Source organism: Vibrio sp. Of7-15 (assembly GCF_022347565.1).
Classification (GTDB): Bacteria; Pseudomonadota; Gammaproteobacteria; order Enterobacterales; family Vibrionaceae; genus NORP241.
The window spans coordinates 79367-97962 of sequence record NZ_JAKRGH010000009.1; the positions used below are offsets into that span (position 1 = coordinate 79367).

15 protein-coding genes are annotated in these 18596 nt (G+C 40.0%); 3 read left to right on the plus strand and 12 right to left on the minus strand.

Annotation, left to right across the window (positions count from 1 at the left end):
- Positions 1 to 33 precede the first annotated feature (33 nt).
- The gene (locus MHO82_RS11955; RefSeq protein WP_239184176.1) at positions 34 to 312 is read right to left on the minus strand and encodes a hypothetical protein; all 279 of its coding nucleotides are present in this window, start codon (positions 310 to 312) and stop codon (positions 34 to 36) included.
- Positions 305 to 1492 (minus strand): Na+/H+ antiporter NhaA, encoded by a 1188-nt coding sequence (gene nhaA / locus MHO82_RS11960; RefSeq protein WP_239184177.1) that lies wholly within the window; start codon positions 1490 to 1492, stop codon positions 305 to 307. The genes MHO82_RS11955 and nhaA overlap by 8 nt, the downstream gene beginning before the upstream one ends.
- A 437-nt stretch (positions 1493 to 1929) precedes the next feature.
- Here nhaA and MHO82_RS11965 point away from each other — a divergent pair, with 437 nt between their 5' ends.
- Positions 1930 to 3075 (plus strand): Na/Pi symporter, encoded by a 1146-nt coding sequence (locus MHO82_RS11965; protein ID WP_239184178.1) that lies wholly within the window; start codon positions 1930 to 1932, stop codon positions 3073 to 3075.
- A gap of 522 nt (positions 3076 to 3597) precedes the next feature.
- Here MHO82_RS11965 and MHO82_RS11970 read toward each other — a convergent pair.
- The 6 genes from MHO82_RS11970 to rppH all read right to left on the minus strand — a co-directional run bounded on the left by MHO82_RS11970 (position 3598) and on the right by rppH (position 11405).
- A complete protein-coding gene (locus MHO82_RS11970) occupies positions 3598 to 4794 on the minus strand; it encodes an ATP-grasp domain-containing protein (protein ID WP_239184179.1) in 1197 nt (398 codons plus the stop codon).
- A 1299-nt stretch (positions 4795 to 6093) separates the two neighbouring features.
- Positions 6094 to 6933 (minus strand): thymidylate synthase, encoded by an 840-nt coding sequence (locus MHO82_RS11975; protein WP_239184180.1) that lies wholly within the window; start codon positions 6931 to 6933, stop codon positions 6094 to 6096.
- 78 nt (positions 6934 to 7011) lie between these two features.
- Positions 7012 to 7818 (minus strand): prolipoprotein diacylglyceryl transferase, encoded by an 807-nt coding sequence (lgt, locus tag MHO82_RS11980; protein WP_239184181.1) that lies wholly within the window; start codon positions 7816 to 7818, stop codon positions 7012 to 7014.
- Between the two features lie 13 nt (positions 7819 to 7831).
- Entirely contained in the window at positions 7832 to 8635 is an 804-nt protein-coding gene (locus MHO82_RS11985) for a sulfite exporter TauE/SafE family protein (protein ID WP_239184182.1), read from the minus strand.
- 2 nt (positions 8636 to 8637) lie between these two features.
- Positions 8638 to 10887: a phosphoenolpyruvate--protein phosphotransferase gene (gene ptsP, locus MHO82_RS11990; RefSeq protein ID WP_239184183.1), complete on the minus strand. Its 2250-nt coding sequence runs from the start codon at positions 10885 to 10887 to the stop codon at positions 8638 to 8640.
- Positions 10888 to 10889: 2 nt separating this feature from the next.
- Positions 10890 to 11405: an RNA pyrophosphohydrolase gene (gene rppH / locus MHO82_RS11995; protein WP_239184184.1), complete on the minus strand. Its 516-nt coding sequence runs from the start codon at positions 11403 to 11405 to the stop codon at positions 10890 to 10892.
- A 639-nt stretch (positions 11406 to 12044) separates the two neighbouring features.
- Between rppH and mutH the strand changes: the two genes are divergently transcribed.
- Both mutH and MHO82_RS12005 read left to right on the plus strand, forming a co-directional pair.
- Positions 12045 to 12719: a DNA mismatch repair endonuclease MutH gene (mutH, locus tag MHO82_RS12000; protein ID WP_239184185.1), complete on the plus strand. Its 675-nt coding sequence runs from the start codon at positions 12045 to 12047 to the stop codon at positions 12717 to 12719.
- Positions 12720 to 12819: 100 nt separating this feature from the next.
- Positions 12820 to 13854 carry an NADP(H)-dependent aldo-keto reductase gene (locus tag MHO82_RS12005; RefSeq protein ID WP_239184186.1) on the plus strand — a complete coding sequence of 345 codons (1035 nt, stop codon included), beginning with the start codon at positions 12820 to 12822 and terminating at the stop codon, positions 13852 to 13854.
- Between the two features lie 190 nt (positions 13855 to 14044).
- Here MHO82_RS12005 and MHO82_RS12010 read toward each other — a convergent pair whose 3' ends face one another.
- From MHO82_RS12010 to MHO82_RS12025, 4 genes are all read right to left on the minus strand, one after another.
- Entirely contained in the window at positions 14045 to 14296 is a 252-nt protein-coding gene (locus tag MHO82_RS12010) for a DUF1127 domain-containing protein (protein ID WP_239184187.1), read from the minus strand.
- A gap of 513 nt (positions 14297 to 14809) precedes the next feature.
- Positions 14810 to 16159 (minus strand): sigma-54 dependent transcriptional regulator, encoded by a 1350-nt coding sequence (locus MHO82_RS12015; protein ID WP_239184188.1) that lies wholly within the window; start codon positions 16157 to 16159, stop codon positions 14810 to 14812.
- A 239-nt stretch (positions 16160 to 16398) separates the two neighbouring features.
- Positions 16399 to 17673 carry a dicarboxylate/amino acid:cation symporter gene (locus MHO82_RS12020; protein ID WP_239184189.1) on the minus strand — a complete coding sequence of 425 codons (1275 nt, stop codon included), beginning with the start codon at positions 17671 to 17673 and terminating at the stop codon, positions 16399 to 16401.
- A gap of 407 nt (positions 17674 to 18080) precedes the next feature.
- Positions 18081 to 18509, minus strand: coding sequence for a hypothetical protein (locus MHO82_RS12025; RefSeq protein ID WP_239184190.1), 429 nt, complete (start codon positions 18507 to 18509; stop codon positions 18081 to 18083).
- Positions 18510 to 18596: the final 87 nt, after the last annotated feature.

Below are 18596 nucleotides of genomic sequence, written 5' to 3' on the forward strand. Positions count from 1 at the left end.
AGGTTAGAGCCTTCAAGCTGGTAAATCAGCTATTTATAATGATTCTTCTGAACTTGAAATCGTTTTACGGTATCTTTCACCAACACGCTGCTCTAAAGCACGTGATAAGAAATTATTTTGAGCTTCATCTTCTAGCTGTGCCAATTTAGCCGGTGAGCTATTAATCTCTAGTCCTTTTGCCATGCCAGTCAAATACGCTTGGCAAATTTCACTCTCATCAGTATCGGTGAAACAGTGCTGGTATTGTTCATCATTCGCCATCGCCGTAATAGAAAACATTAGCAAACCGACAGACATGATCATTTTATTCATTTATTTCACCTTCTCGTGTTTTAGGTAGAGAACGACTTAACAACCAATAGCCCAGTAATGCGGATGACGTGGACCCAATTAAAATACCAAGCCTTGAATACGTACCGTACTCTAATGCAGCAAATTCAAACGCCAGTGACGAGATGAACATCGACATGGTAAAACCAATACCACATAACACTGACACAGCAAAAATATGATCAAACCCCATTCCATCAGGCAGCTTCGCCCAACCCAATTTCACCGATATCCAACTAAAAGTAAAAATACCAAGGGGCTTCCCAATAAATAGTCCCAACGCAATACCTAAAGGAAGCATGTCAGTCAGTGCGCTAAACGACACACCTTCAAGAGATACCCCTGCATTAGCGAAAGCAAATAAAGGCAAAATAGCAAAAGCAACATAGCCATGAAGCGAGTGTTCCATTTTTCTTAATGGAGAAGGACCGCCCTCTTTACCTTGTAATGGGATCACAAAGCCTAGAAGTACCCCAGCTAATGTGGCATGCACCCCTGATTTTAAAACACTCACCCACATAATGATGCCCACGACGACGTACCAAGAAATTTTGGTGACATGTCGGTAGTTCATGAACAGTAGAGTTAAAAAAGATGCAAATGCAACACTCAGCGCTGTTGCAGACAACTCACCACTATAGAAAAGCGCAATAATGACGATGACCCCAAGATCATCAATAATGGCAAGCGCTAATAAAAAGATTTTCAAGCTAACTGGGACACGGTTGCCCAATAAAGCCATAATACCAAGAGCAAACGCGATATCCGTTGCAGCAGGAATTGCCCACCCCTGACGCGATATTTCATCAGCTCCATTAAAAATAAGGTAAACAAGAGCTGGCGCAACCATACCACCAACTGCAGCAATAGCAGGGAAAATGGCTTGTTCTTTACTCGCGAGTGCACCATCAAGAAGTTCTCTTTTTACTTCAAGACCAATTAGCAAAAAGAAAACGGCCATTAAACCATCATTAATCCACAACAATAATGGCTTATCAATAAGTAAAGCGCCTACTCCCATTGTCACTGGAGTAGCAAGGAAGCCTTCATATATAACATTAAATGGACTATTCGCTAATATCATGGCAAAGACAGCTGCGATGATTAATACAATCCCGCCTGCTGATTCCAGTTTTAGAAACTGGCGCATTGCTTCTGTCATTACTGGCTTCCTTTATTATTGTTATTTCCAACCATGATATTCAGTGTAGCTGCTAATTCACATCTCTGAAAAATCGGAACTTTGGATAGCAACCATCGGAAAAACCGATATAAAAAAGAAAAAACTTCGTTATATCCGTTACTAAACTTCGGTTATATGACAAAGAAATTTAAATAAAGGAAAAAAAACTGAAAAAAAACCAGATTATAAGCTCAATAAAGACATTTAACTTAGCACTATCAAAGGCAATAAAAATACAAATAAATCAGCAAACTAGCCCATTCCGTCAACGAATAATTACAAACTCTTTTTTTATCCTACCCCCTACTTTTTCAAATATGACATGGACTGTCATATTTCTGAAATAAACCTTATCTACTATCGCAGCAGCTTAAACAAACCGACGTAAACCAATTTCGGTCACGGAGATATACTTTATGAATACCCAAGCTACGACTGCTGCACCAATCAACAGCTCTATGCGCTGGGTTCGCTGGGCAAACCTAGCGTTCATGCTTTATTTATTACTGCTTGCTGTATCTATGGTAGGTACTGGCTTTAAATGGTCTGTAGGCGAACAAGCCAAAACACTGTTTGAATTTGCCTCTCACCCTGTTGCAGGACTAATGATTGGCTTAGTTGCTACTGCCTTAATTCAGTCTTCAAGTACAGTAACCTCTATCATTGTTGGTTTAGTTGCAGGTGGCTTACCTGTTGAAACGGCTATTCCGATGATCATGGGTGCCAACATTGGTACTACCGTGACCAATACGTTAGTCAGCCTTGGCCATGTTCGTTGTAAAGAAGAATTCCGACGTGCGTTTGCAAGTGCAACGATCCACGATTTCTTTAACCTGCTGGCTGTGATTATCTTCCTCCCTCTAGAAATGATGTTTGGCATTTTAGAGAAGATTTCACACTGGTTAGTATCACCAATGCTAAATGCTGGTGACATGAGCATTAAGAGCTTTAACTTTATCAAACCAATCACAAAACCGGTTGTAAGTGCGATTAAAGAACCACTAGCGACATTTGGTGACACAGCTGGCGGCTTGATCATGATTGGCTTAGGTATCACCATTATCTTCATTGCCATTACCGTAATGGGCAAATTGATGAAAAGCTTAATGGTTGGCCGTGCACGTGAAATTCTTAAAAATGCCATCGGTCGTGGTCCTATCCACGGTATCGCATCAGGCTCAGTTGTTACGATTCTTGTTCAATCGTCTTCTACAACAACAAGTCTAATGGTTCCACTAGTGGGCACAGGTGTACTAAAAGTACGTGAAGTTTACCCATTCACTCTAGGTGCGAACATCGGTACATGTATTACCGCTCTACTAGCAGCAACGGCAGTAACTGGTGAGTTTGCAGTATTTGCTCTACAAATTGCACTAGTACACTTAGCCTTCAACCTAATGGCAACAATCTTTATCTTTGGTATTCCAGTACTACGTGAATTACCACTAAAAGGCGCTTTCTATATTGCTGATATGGCAACTAAGAACAAAGCAGTAGTTGCAGGTTATTTAGCAGCTGTATTCGTTGCTCTACCAGCAACAATCCTAGCGCTTACTGCCTAAAACGAAACACAATAGAAAAAGCCCTTGCAGATTGTCTGCAAGGGCTTTTTTACATCGAAAGAAATGGGGACTCCCTCAGCTCTGCATAAGATATTGCTTTTCAAGCCGAGTAATCTTGATACTCGGCTTCTTTTCTTGAAAAGCAGGATTAATGACAATGGCTTAAACCGATCTCAGGTTAGCTAACCAATACAGAAAAATATTGAGACCAATATTTAACAACATGATTAATATAGAATGTTTTGAAGTCGAGGTAGCCAGAGCGCTGGAAAGCAATAACTATCGTCATCACTTCCCTCACTGATAATTTAGAGGTGCGCCTACGCTGTTTTAATCATGACTCGATAAGATGTTTTTCCCATTGAGCTATAAACAATAGGCAAAAATCATCAACATCAGTGTAAATAGTTTCTAAATTAATCACTCTCAAATCCTTGCGATTTATTGTTCTAGTAAAACGATCAGATCGCGACTTGGGAGTTTAGTTCAAATTTTATCCGCAGATCAGGTTAGCTAGAAAAACTACCACTTAGTACCAATACTTTCACTTTTTTTACTATTGAGATAATTGAGTTCACTCATGACTTGCCTGATCTTTTTTTCGTCATTTTCAGCAAAAATGGCATATCCAGTTCTATCACATGAACTATTCGCAACTGAAATAGTTTCATCTAACTGATCTTCCATATGAATTTTATATAGTGGATATTTTTCTCCTAATAGTTCAGTATCTTTCACCTCTTCATCTGGCATAAAAAATCGTATTGCTACACTGTCGAATTGCTTATTGCGAGAAGGCTGAGGTAAAGATAATAAGTGGCAGAACATCTCTTCAAACATATTACAACCTGTGGTTAATAGAGTAAGCTCCCATATATTATCTCCCCCATTTCTCACGTGAGTTTCAATAATATATACTTGATTATCTTCGACTTTTAGCTCTGTATGGCTAGGACCAGTTTGATGCCCAATTGTAGTGAGTAGTTGAAAAACAACCCGTTCAATTTCATCTCTTACTGAGGGAGAGATAAGAGCAGGCTGCATATGTCCTGTCTCAATAAAACCTGGTGCACCTGTCGTAAATTTTTCAGTGACAGCAAGCAATTCATGCTCCCCCTCCTTGGACAAACACTCAATACTAAACTCTTGCCCACCAATAAATTCTTCGGCAATAAGTTCGGAAAAAGTTTCACTTAATCGTGCATATGCTTGTTTATAATTAGTAAGATCAACTTTAGCTACTCCTAAACTTCCCGATGAATTGCTCGGTTTCAAAATAATTGGTTTATTAAGCTCTTCTAAAAATACTTCAAGATCTTTCTGGCTTTTTACTGATATAAACCTAGCTTGACGCATATTACTTTGTGCTAATTTTTCTCTCATCTTAAGCTTATCACATGAAAAAATGACAGCTTCTTTTGAACAATTAGACGCTATATTCAATGCTTCAGCAATTTTAGCCCCCAGCTCTTGATGGGTTTCCGCAAATGCAACAACAGCACTAAAGCTTTCGCTCTTTGCTAAAGATGAAACCAACTCAAAAATTTTACTTTCATCAAAGCTTTCAACAATAATAAGCTCGCTTGCGTTATTAAGTTGTAACTCTGTCAAATCGTCCTTCATTTGAACTTGGAAATAGGAGACCTTGAGCTTCTTCAACGTCTCCACGTGGTAATCCTTACCTCCGAGCACTAATATCCTATTGTTAAATTCACTCATGTATTAACCTTAAATCCTTACACTTTTCATAGTGACTATTATTTTAGTTTGGGTTCAATTTATACCTTAATAGTTTTAACTAGCAGCTATAAGCCCAACTGGAAAACTTTGCTCATAGCTCATAACTACCATCGTACCTATATCTATAAAATGGTGGCCTGCTCATAATCGACTATTAACAATTAAAAAGCACTTAAAATATAAATATATTTTACTGTTTAAAAATTTTTTGATATGAAATTTATACCTAAATTATTATTGAATATTTTTATCTAGAGGAAAGCTGAATAAGAACACGTACTTTTTAAGGGAGTTGATGATTTTAAAAATGAAATATAGTGTACTTTCTTCCATAATTAGAGCCTCAATATACAGTGTATTATCACAACCTAGTATTTCACAGACTCTAAAGACTGACTATTTAATCTAACATCAAATGCTATCCTAAGTACATTAGGGCTCTAGTCAGACTAACACAACCTTAAGAGTCTACATCACTAATACCAGTGATAAAAAACCTTTAACGACATAACTGTCAACCAAAAAAGTATCATTTAAAACCAAAATTTTCAACAAAGTAAGAACATAATTAACACAGAGTGATTTCATACCATCTTTTTACAGCAGGAAATGAACATTAAACTACCATAAAGATTAGTGTCTCACATTCAAGCAACAAAAGAAAAGCTATACAAAGCAGAATAAAATCATTAAAATTCAACAACTTAAATAAGGAGGGAATCATAACCAACTATATATCATCAGAACAGTGGATTACTCCCCAAAAGAGCACCATTTTTCTAAGGGTTATATAGCTAGCTGACTTATAAAGCATGATCATAGATAAAACACTATACAGAATAATGCACTCTTCGCATAACAGTTGGCCCTTATAATGCGACAGACAAATCAAAAAAATAACTCATGCTTGAGGGTATTAAAACAATTTGAATTCGAAAAATTATGTTTATAGATACTGAAATATCACAATCATTCTAAAAATAATGATGAGCCCCACGGTAATTCAATTTACAGCTGATGAACCTAATAACCACAGAGTAATCAATTTTATATATCTGTATCTACAAAAGATACCTATATTGGGACACAGTTACCAAAACAACTTATCTTTGATAACTATAAACAGGCTGTTGAAGTACACCTCTAAAACACCAAAGTTTGTATCGATTTACGAAAAATCTAATTAGTGAATAATTAAACACTATTCAAGAAGAAACCATTGAGCCTTACACCTTAAAAGTAGGGCTTGCTTCAATATTTTAACCAAGCCCATATTGTTTAAATTGCAATAGGTGCTTTAATTGTTGGTTGAGGCTCGTAGCCAACAATCTCAAAGTCTTCTAATTTGTAATCAAAAATAGAATCAGGTTTACGCTTAATCACTAACTTTGGTGTCTGACCCGGCTGGCGTTTTAGTTGTTCAAAAACAATATCGTCATTCAAATGATTTGAATACAAATGAACATCCCCAAACGTATGTACAAAGTCACCCACTTCTAAATCACACTGCTGAGCAATCATGTGTGTGAATAATGCGTAGCTCGCAATATTAAATGGCACACCCAAGAAATAATCCGCACTGCGCTGGTATAACTGACATGATAGCTTGCCATCAGCCACATAGAACTGGAATAAACAATGACATGGTGCCAATGCCATTTTTCCCTGTTCAGCATTAGCCTGTGGACTTTGACTTTCATCAGGTAAATCGGCTGGATTCCACGCAGAAATAATATGACGACGAGAATGAGGCTTCGTTTTAATTTGCTCAATCAATTCTGAAACCTGATCAACTGTCGAACCATCAGGGCATGCCCATGAACGCCATTGAGCGCCATAAACAGGGCCTAAGCTACCGTCCTCTGTTGCCCATTCATCCCAAATCGTCACTTTATTGTCTTGCAGGTATTTAACGTTCGTATCACCATTTAAAAACCATAATAACTCGTGAATAATAGCGCGAGTGTACAACTTTTTGGTGGTTAGCAATGGAAAACCTTCACTGAGGTCAAAACGCATTTGACGGCCAAATACAGAGCGTGTACCAACGCCAGTTCTATCACCACGATCGGTACCGTTATATACGATATCTTGCATCAAATCTAAGTATTGCTTCATGCCAAGGCTTCCCCACAATGTTCAAAGCTAAAAAAAGACGCTGTAGTTTAGCGTCTTTTTCTCGTAGGGGATAATGAATTAGGCTTTCGCTTGCCCTGGTTTATGTTTATAGGCCCAACCAATCAGCAATAGACCACCAATCACCATAGGTAATGAGAGAATTTGTCCCATACTGATGAAGTCACCAAACAGACCTAAATGCGCATCAGGCTCTCGCACATACTCAACTAAAAAGCGGAACGTGCCGTAGCCAAATAAGAACAAACCTGAAGCCGCTCCCGCAGGACGTGGACTACGTACAAACCAGTTAAGTATAAAGAACAGAACCACACCTTCTAAAGCAAACTCATATAATTGAGATGGATGACGCGGCAATGGACCACCTGTTGGGAACACCATTGCCCAAGGCACATCCGTAACACGCCCCCAAAGCTCTCCGTTCATAAAATTACCTAAGCGGCCAGCACCAAGGCCAAAAGGCACTAACGGAGCAACAAAATCAGCAACACTGAAGAACGTTCGTTGGTTTTTATAGGCGTACCATAACATGGCACAGATCACCCCTAATAACCCCCCATGGAAAGACATACCACCAGTCCACACTTTAAATAGGTATAAAGGATCATCTAAAAACAGATCAAAATTATAGAAGAAGACATACCCAACACGTCCCCCAATTACTACCCCTAAGAAACCTGCAAACAGTAAGTCACTCACTTGTTCACGTGTCCAACCACTATTTGGGCGATCTGCTCGACGGTTAGCCAACCAAAGTGCGAACATAAAACCAAACAAATACATTAAGCCATACCAGCGAATCGCCAATGGACCAATTTCAATTAAGATTGGATCAATCTGTGGGAAGGTAAGAAATCCCTGAGTCATTATTTTTTCTCTATTAACCAATAAACATTTTGCTGCCAATGAAAATTAAAAACACAGCAAACACTTTTTTTAATGTTGGAGTCGGCAACTGAGTTGCTAAACGAGCACCAAAACGTGTCGTCAGCATTGAAGTTGCGACAATACCAATTAAAGCTGGTAGGTATACATAACCAATACTTAATTGAGGTAAATTTTCTGCGGATAGACCATGAAAAATAAAACCAGTCATTCCAGCAATCGCAATGAAAGTACCACACAATGACGAGCTGCCAATAGCTTTACGCATCTCGATGCCATGCATACTAAGATACGGTACCGTTAGGGAGCCACCACCAATACCAGCCAAGCTTGAAACAACACCAATGACACCACCACTCATTGCACTTCCGGCAATACCGGGCATCTCTCTCGTAGCGGATATTTTCATAGACAATAGCATTTGCACCGCGAGTAACAACACAATGACACCAAAGACTTTGGGTAAGTAGTCGACTGGTGTAAGCTCCGCAATATAGCTGCCAACGAGCCCACCAACGACAACACCAGGAATCAAACCTTTTATCAAGTCAAACTGAACATTCCCTAAACGCACATGATTTAGCGCCGAGGAGCCTGAAGTTAAAATGATGCTTGCCAAAGACGTCGCCAACGCGATATGCATAACAATATTAGGATCAATTCCTGCCCTAGGTAATAGCCACATTAGTGCTGGCACTACCAGCAGCCCACCGCCAATACCCAAGAGCCCGGCCATTACACCAACCACGCTGCCAAGCAGAAAACACATTCCAAACAGCCACAAACTCAATTCAAACATTATTATTTTCCAGCACGGATAAAACCGCCCAACCCTTTATTATCAATGTACTGCTCCATCATGATACGAATATGGTCTCCCACACTGCATTGACTGGCTTGCAATGCAATCTGACTAAGCTCTGCTGACGAGGTATGCCTAAGAATGTATTTGATACGAGCCACATTTGACGTATTCATACTCAATGAGCGATAGCCTAATCCAACTAGCAACATGGCACCAAGCGGATCACCCGCCAGCTCACCGCACACGCAAACCGGTAAATTATACCGACGGCTAACATCAATAATGTGCTTTAGTGCAGCTATCACAGCAGGATGCAGAGCATCATAGACATCAGAAACCCGGGCATTGTTCCGATCAACCGCTAATAAATATTGCGTTAAATCATTACTACCAACAGAGATAAAGTCGACACGCTCTGCAACTTGTGGCAATAAATACAAAATGGAGGGAACTTCGACCATAATCCCTACTTTTGGCCGCTTTAAAGGCACTTTACTTAATGCACTGACTTCCCCATAAGCCTGATCAATAAATAAAAGCGCATCATCCAACTCTTTAATGCCAGATATCATTGGCAACATGATTTCCATGTTATCAAGTCCAATACTGGCTTTTAACATGGCTCGTAGTTGCATCAGGAAAATATCAGGATGATCCAGAGTAAAACGGATCCCACGCCACCCTAGGAAAGGATTATCTTCATCAACCGACAAATAAGGTAAAGGCTTATCTCCCCCTACATCAAGGGTTCTCATCACAACTGATTTGTCACGATAAGCAGACAAAATAACACGGTACTGCTGAGTTTGTTCTTCTTCGGAGGGAAAACGGTGTTGCAATAAAAAAGGGATTTCAGTTCGGAATAACCCTACCCCTTCAACACCTCGGTTGAAAGCAATATTACTGTCAGCACTCAAACCTGCATTCAAATATAAATCCACTTTCTGCCCGTCTTGGGTTGAGGTGGATTTATCTAATTGACCTTCAACTAAGCGAGATAATTCAAACTCTTCTTTTTGTAGTTGGCGGTATTCACGTATAATCTGCTCATCAGGTTCGATATAAAGATCGCCAGTATAGCCATCAACAACCGCAAGTTTCCCCTGCAATGCTTCCGGCTTTAAATCTACCCCCATAACAGCTGGGATCCCTAGCGCACGAGATAAGATGGCTGCATGAGAATTAGCAGCCCCCTCCATTGAAATCACAGCGGCCAACATCTCTTTAGAGACACTAGCTAACATGGAGGCCGTTAGCTCCCTCGTAATAAGGATAACTGGTTGCTGCCAATCACACTCAACAGCTTCACCATTATAGAGAAAGTACAATAAACGCTGCCCAAGCTCACGGATGTCCTGTGCTCTTTCACGTAAGTAAGCATCGCTCATTTTGGCAAATCGACTTGAATACGACTCCACTACTTGCCTAAGTGCCCAATCCGCCCTATCACGCTTTTGAATTTGCGCGGTAAGATCTTTACGAAGCATGGGATCGTTGAGTAAATGGGTAAAGAGGTCGAAAATAGCAAGAGTTTCTTTATTGATGTCATTATCAAGTCGTTTGCGTAACCGACGAAAATCATTCATGGCAAGCTCAAGAGCCAAAGACAAACGCTCAAGCTCATCATCCACGTCCAAAGTGGACGCAGGACAAACTGATTCTAACTTCGGCTGATTATCATCCCACCATATCGGAGCAATCGCGACACCAGAAGACGCAGATAAACCAGTGTAATGAGAGACATGATCTGTCTGTTTGGGCCATAAACCTTGCGATTTAGTATGAGCAAAAAGAACCGCAAGCTGAGCTGAAAGGGTAACAAGAAAAGACTCTTCGATTTCATCAAACTGACGCTGTTGGCGTTGCTGAATCACCAATACACCGAGAATTTTACGGCGATGAATAATCGGAGTACCTAGAAATGAATGAAAAACATCTTCACCCAGCTCTGGCATCCGTTTAAATTCAGAATGCGCAGACGCATTTGCCAAGTTTAATGGCTCTGCGGTACGGCTTACGAGCCCAACAAGACCTTCATTAAAACCAAGGGATACAGATTTATCGTTTTTAACTAAGCCTTGAGTTGCCATCAAATCTAAACGATCCAGCTCGTCATTAGCAATATAAACAGAGCAGCACTCTGTGTTCATTGCCGAGCAAGTGGCACTCACTAAAATCTCAAGAGCTAGATTTAAATCATCCGCCCTTGCAACACGTTCAACTATATCCCTTAGCTGGGTAAGCATGACTAGCCTCTTTTGTTGCTTTTCCTTTTCGATTTACGCTCTTTAAAAGGCATAGTGATCGGCGCAAATTCTTTCATTGCCCGTCGATATACATCACGCTTAAAAGAAACAACCTGTCGCACTGGATACCAATAGCTTACCCAGCGCCAGCCATCAAATTCGGGTGATTTGCCTCGCTGCATGTTTACCTTGGATTCATCGCATTCTAGACGCAGCAAAAACCACTTCTGTTTCTGTCCAATACAAACGGGTTTTGAATCCCAACGAACAAGACGTTTAGGCAATTTATAACGTAGCCAATATCGGCTAGTCGCTAAAATTTTCACGTCTTTCTTAGTTAGGCCAACCTCTTCATATAGTTCCCGAAACATGGCTTGTTCTGGTGTTTCACCGTTATCAATGCCCCCTTGAGGAAATTGCCAAGAGTGTTGCCCATATCGCTTTGCCCAGAAGACTTGACCATGGTTATTACATATGACAATTCCTACATTAGGACGGTAACCATCGCCATCTATCACTGGATAGACCTCAAATATAAATACCTATTAATTCTGATTTTTTCACAGATCCCTACTGTGGGCAAATCTGATCACAAAACTGGTGCTTATTTTCCTACTTAGCGCCCACTTCCGGCATAACTAATACTCATCAAGACACTTATCAACATAAAAATGAGACAAAGACCACATTTATTCACCTTTTCTGTGGGTAACTTTGTGAAAAACAACTGCTTAAAGAGACAGCGTAATTTCTCCCCCGTTTTTCAAAAAGAAAAAAACAACAAGAAAACAATAATAAAAACATAAAATCAACAACTTAAAACCAGTGGGCTTTATATCATTAAAATAACTCTCAGTTGAATCATCATAAAACACAGAAAGGTCAAATATCGTACAATTTTATTTTTATCCACAAAAGAGGCTTTTTTTTCAGCTAAGATTTGTATTAACACCTTAAAATATGAGAAAAAACCTGTATGTATATCCAATACATGAATATAAATAAAAAAGGTTAAGCCCCCTGTGGATAAGTTTTTATATAAATAGTTCTTTATTCTTATCTTTACTAAACAAATCAAAAACGCGTGATGATATTGAGCCTTTATCTTAAGTAACGTTATAATTTTTGGGTTAATTAGCCCCTTAAAAGTACATACTATGCCACTTCCTCCTGCTACCACCTCTGAACTCATGGATCGTGCTCACGCATTAGCTGGCCTTGATCTTGACACGCTAGCTCAACAAGCTGGAGTTGAAGTTCCCCTCGATCTCAAGCGCGATAAAGGCTGGGTCGGGCAACTGATCGAATGGCATTTAGGCGCATCGGCTGGTAGCAAGCCCTTACCAGACTTTATTAATCTTGGCATTGAACTTAAAACTATTCCTATTAGCCATTCTGGCAAACCGCTGGAAACCACATTTGTTTGTGTGGCTCCATTAACAGGTATACATGGACTTAGTTGGGAAAACAGCCATATTCGACATAAGCTAGCCCAGGTTTTGTGGATCCCTGTGGAAGGTGAAAGAGAAATCCCCATTAAAGAACGTCGAGTAGGATCTCCGCTCTTATGGTCCCCATCAGTTGAAGAAGAGCAACAACTCAAACAAGATTGGGAAGAGCTTATGGATCTGATTGTACTTGGAAAAGTAGAGCAAATTACCGCAAAACACGGAGAAGTTCTCCAGCTTCGTCCAAAAGCAGCAAACAGCAGAGCACTCACTGAGGCTTACGGGCATGATGGTCAGCCTATTAAAACTCTTCCACGTGGCTTTTACTTAAAAACACACTTTACCGGAGCGATGCTAGAGCGCCATTTCTACCACCCAAAGTAAATCGGTGTGCCTTGGCCATAATGATATAAAGCTTTTAGGAACACAGCCTCTCGTTTATAGTCAATGATATGAGTATGATAGACGCTGCCATGGAGAGGATATGAAATATCATAAGTTGCCACACTCATCATTGGAAATAAGTAAGATTTGTCTCGGAACAATGACCTTTGGTGAGCAGAATACTGAGCAAGATGCTCATAACCAGCTAGATTTTGCCATCGAACATGGCGTTAATTTTATCGACACTGCGGAAATGTACCCCGTCCCACCGAATGGAAAATCACAAGGCAAGACCGAAGAATACATTGGCTCATGGCTAAAAAAGACAGCCAGAAGAGAAAAGGTCATCCTTGCTACCAAAGTAGCTGGACCACGTAGCGTGCCATATATCCGTGAGAATATGGCTTTAGATCGCCGTAATATTCATGCTGCGATTGATGATAGTTTGACACGCTTACAAACAGATTACATCGATCTTTACCAACTTCACTGGCCCCAGCGCCAAACTAACTGTTTTGGCCAACTCAACTATGAATACCAAGAAACCAATGACGGTATCACCTTATTAGATACGCTTGATGCGTTAGCTGATCTCATCAAGGCAGGAAAAATTCGTTACATCGGTGTTTCAAATGAAACTCCTTGGGGAGTAATGAGCCTCTTAAAGTTAGCGGAAAAACATGATTTGCCACGAATAGTCTCAATACAAAACCCTTATAACCTACTCAACCGTAGCTTTGAAGTCGGACTATCTGAAATCAGTCATCATGAAGGGGTTGAATTACTCGCTTACTCGCCGCTTGCCTTTGGTACACTCAGTGGGAAATACCTTGATGGCAAAAAGCCAGCTGGAGCACGGTGTACTTTATTTGAACGGTTTTCTCGCTACTTTAATCCACAAGGCATCGCAGCAACACAAGCTTATATTGATATCGCCAACAAACATGGGTTAGACCCTGCGCAGATGGCACTGGCTTTTGTCAACCAACGCCCTTTTGTGGCTTCTAATATCATTGGTGCGACTAACTTAGAGCAATTAGAAAGTAATATAAAAAGTATCGAATTAGAGCTGTCTTCTGATGTCAGAGCGGACTTACAACAAGTTGGAATTCAATACTCTAATCCTTGTCCATAATGCTTTAGCACTCTCTTTTTCCTATAAAAATGCCCCGAGGAATATGGGGCATTTTTTGTTTTAGATACACCACCACTCGATGCTCAAGATATTGTATTACATAGATAATACAGGGAAGTGAGTAAAGAGGTCACTGGTGATATATCGGTTACAGCGCTGTATTTGTCACCTGTCAAATACAGCGCTAGGGCTACGTGACTATTCGAGATCGAGCAGCGCGACGTAAATGACGAACAGTTCGGGCAGCTTTATCTTTGGCTTCGAATACAGAACCAATTGTCGTGCCATCAATGTATAAGCCGATATCTTTTAGCAAATGAACATTATAAAACGGCAAATCAAATTTCGCTTGGCGATGTGCCTTATGCCATTTTTTCTCTTCACGATGTAAATCAGCACGAACAAGTAGTACAGCGATACGCAGGTATAGTGATTGACGCATAACGTCTCTCCTTTTCAATGGTTGTGAAAAAGAGCGTTGGATTAAAAGCGGGCAAATCTAAGATGAAAAGAACCTTACTCAAGCCGCTTCTATCCGCGGCCCAAATAGTGTTGGATACGGATTTATTGCTTAGTTTGTTTACAAGGATGATCTGACGCCATAAGGAACGTACGATCGGCACATGCTGTCATTGAGATGATTGAATTAGTCATGATATGCCTCCTTTCTATGCAATAAATCTAAATTTGATATGAATATGGTGTAAATTTTAAACAACTGGGTGCATTTATCAAGGGAATGTTTTGCTATCCCCCCAAAACAAACAGATCAACCATATATCTGGCAGCCTCATACACCTAAAAAGCATTTATCCCTCTGCTTGAAAGCGTATGAAAAATTAACTGTTATAACTTATAACAAACTAAGAATAGAAATAACCATCTGACCTATAAAAAAACCGTAACTACAAATCTAGCTACGGCTTCATTTATATCGCAGTAATGAGCATACTATTTAGCTGTAAGTTCTTGGCTCTGAAATAAGATTATGCTTATTGAGTAAGCGATACATCGTTGCACGAGAAACCCCTAACTCTTTCGCAGCAGCCGAGACTTGGCCTTCGTGTGATTCTAACACCATCAATAACGCATCTCGTTCTGAGTGCTCACGAATAGTACGTAAACTGCGTTTATTTTCACCACGCTGTGGCAGCTCTAAATGCTCTTCTTCAATCACTAAATCATCAGCTAATAATACCGCCCTTTTTACTTGATTGATTAACTCACGAACATTTCCCGGCCAACTGTACTGCGTCATACTTCGCTTGGCTCTTTCAGAAAAACTACGCGCTTGGGCGTTATATTCTCGGGCGTACTTTTGTAAAAAGTGCTGAGCTAGTAGAACAATATCGGCATTACGATCACGAAGTGCAGGCACTGCAATTCTTAATACATTAATGCGATAGAATAGATCATCTTTGAATGACCCAGCAGCGACCGCCTGCTCAATATCGGTATGTGAAGCCACTATTACACGAACATCTAGCTCTTTCGAGCCTGTGGCCGTATCGGCTCTGCCTTCCTGTAAAAAATACAGCAGATGCAACTGTTGTTTAATCGATAAGTCATTGACATTATCTAAAAACAGCGTACCGCCATCTGCTGCTTCAAGTCGGGATACCTGATTAAGCTCAGTCTGATTATCCGGCTTAATGCCAAATAACTCAGCTTCAATGCGAACATCAGACAACGCACTGCAGTTTACAGACACGAATGGCCCTTTATTACGACTGGAAGCCTGATGAATAGCTTGAGCGACTAATTCTTTGCCTGTTCCATTTTCTCCAGTGATCAACACTGACACATCTGTTGGAGCAACACGACGAACCTGATCTCGAAGGCGCTTAATCGGTTGAGTATCACCAAGTAACCCCATATCAGTATGCTCACCCAATTTGGGCCATACTTTACGCTCCAGTTTTAACATACCAAGCTGATGACCAATAGTATTTAAAAGCTGTGCATCAGGAATGGGTGCAGTGAAGAAATCAATGCAAAAATTAACGATAAACTGGCAAATCGTATCTGAATTAAGCTGATCTTCACGAATAAAGGCTAACCAACGAACCGCTTTATTATTGTTAACCAAAGTAGCAATGCCATTAAGACTAAAATCATCGTGGCTTAAATCCACAATGCCGATACAGGGGCCAAGTTCAGTGAAAAGTGTCTGTGCCGCACGTAAATCATAACAACGATGACAACGCCACCCCACCTGCTCCAAAACCGCAAGCCAAGGTTCATACCCACCACCAACAACAACTAAAGATCCTGGGACAGAATCCATCCTGAATTGAGTACCCATAGAACAATTCCTTTTAAAATGAATTTGATAATTTTATAAATATTTTCAAAAGTAAGAATTCACTATAACGTTTTTAAGACGGAACTGTGTCTCATTTATGAGATGTTTGGATTTGGTTCAACAAATACATGTATATATGTAATAAGTTTTTCCGTTCAAGACAAATTATCAATATATAGCATTATCAATAAAAAAAGCTCCCGAAGGAGCTTTTCTAATAGACGTAATTCAGTTTGAAATTATGCTGTCGCTTTTTCGGCAGCAACGTCTTTCTCTTCAACATTAATTTCATTTTCTGATTTCGCAACAATCGTATTTACCGCAGTATCACCAACAACGTTTGAAGATGTACAGAACATGTCGTTAATGCGGTCAACAGCAGCAACGATTGCCAGACCTTCTGGTGGTAAACCTAGTTGATGCAGAAGAACACCAACCATTACTACACCACCACCAGGAACACCACCCGCACCAATAGATAGAAGCAAAATCGTTAAACCTAACGTAAATAAATCGGCACTGTTGATTGGTTGGCCAAATGCGTTTGCTACAAAAATAGTTGCTAATGCAATGTAAATAGACACACCAGACATGTTCATTGTCGCACCTAGTGGTACACCAAAGCCTGCTACTGATTTTGATACACCAATTTTATCAGTAAGGGTGCGCATTGTTACTGGAATTGTCGCGTTTGAGCTTGCTGTTGATAGTGAGAACAACACTTGCTCACGAGTGTGACGTAAAAACTGAGTTGGCTTAATGCCCGTCGTTAAAGCAACCATCATTGGGTAGAAGAAGAAAATCCAGAACACTAGCATGGCAATAACCAGCATGACATAACCAGCTACAGACATTAGCGTGTTGCCATCCAATGTCGCACCCAACTGAATCATTAGGGCAAATACACCGAATGGAGCCAAATTCATCACAAGGCCAACCAGCTTCATCATGATTTCGTTTGCCATTTTAAACGTCTTGATAGCAGGGCCACCGCGAGAATCAAGCGCTTGAATAGCTAAACCAGTAAGAATGGCCATAAAGATGATTTGCAGCATGTCACCACTTGCAAATGCTTGAACAGGGTTGCTTGGCACAATGTTCGTGATAAGCGAGAAGATATCTGGTGTTTCCGTCGTTTTCAAAACAACAGAGCCTGCTTCTACTGTACCAGCTAAATTAGCATCAGCACCTGGCGCAAAGATCATACCTACAGTTAGAGCAGCCGTGATCGCAATGATGGTGTTAATAATGTAAAGACCAAAAGTTTTACCACCTAAACGACCAAAAGATGTGATGTCTTTTAATTCAACAATACCGCATACAATCGATACATAAACCAAAGGAACAACTAACAGCTTAATTAATGATACAAACATGCCACCAACACCCTCAGCTAAGCCAAGAAGGTAGGTATCCATGATAGTAACCCCGTTAAATAGATACTGAATTGCCGTACCTATAATCAAGCCAATAAAAAGGCCTATAAAAATCTTGCTAGATAGCGATTGTTGCATAATCCAACTCCAGAGTGTTGTGCTTACATGTTTTTTAGATTTATATATTTTTCACTGCTTCCAGTGCAATTGGCGACATTTTACATAAATGAAACACTCTGGAAAGCCCTGAAATCACATTTTTATTAACATGAATTAACAGAAAATATCACTTCAATCATAATCACATAACAGTCATCTAATTTAAAATTCTTATAAAACGGTAACTTATCAATAACAATAAAAACATAAATAACAAAACAACAAACTGTATAGTTATATGTTAAATTATGAGAAGCGTGACATTCATCACGTGCTAGAATGGCAAAAAACGTTTAAAACGCAGCCAATAAAAAAGTCACCATGACGGTGACTTTTTTATTCTATGCATAATGTCTTATAAAATAAGGAAAGTTCAGTGTGAATAGTTAACCATTATTTTTAGATTGGTAGTCATTACACGATTCACTGGTCACAATATCGCTGACAAAGCCCTTGTTGCCAACCCTCCATTCTCGGATGCCAACACCACTGTCTAATTCATCCTTAAAGTTATTACAAGCAATGTCCAACAACGCTTCCTTTGATTCGCTTTTACTCACACCCCATTCCCAGCGATTACCTTTGAGCTTCCGCACAATCGTCAGTAAAGCGGTATTCTCATCATAATGGAAAGATGTGTAACCGCCTCGGCCACCGTGAAAAGGGATTGGCTCTAAATGATTCAGCTCTTTCATGCTTTCATTTACTTCGGCAGGAACTTTACCAACAAAGTCAGAAGGTGGTGGCGTTAGAGACGTCGAGATACAACCAGTCATTAGAGCAACGGTAATAGCGGGGATTAGATAATGTTTCATTTACTCATACTTTCATTTATAAAAACGCGAAGGGACGCATTCTGCATACAAATAACATGAACACCTTTAATTTAAACAAAAAATGAG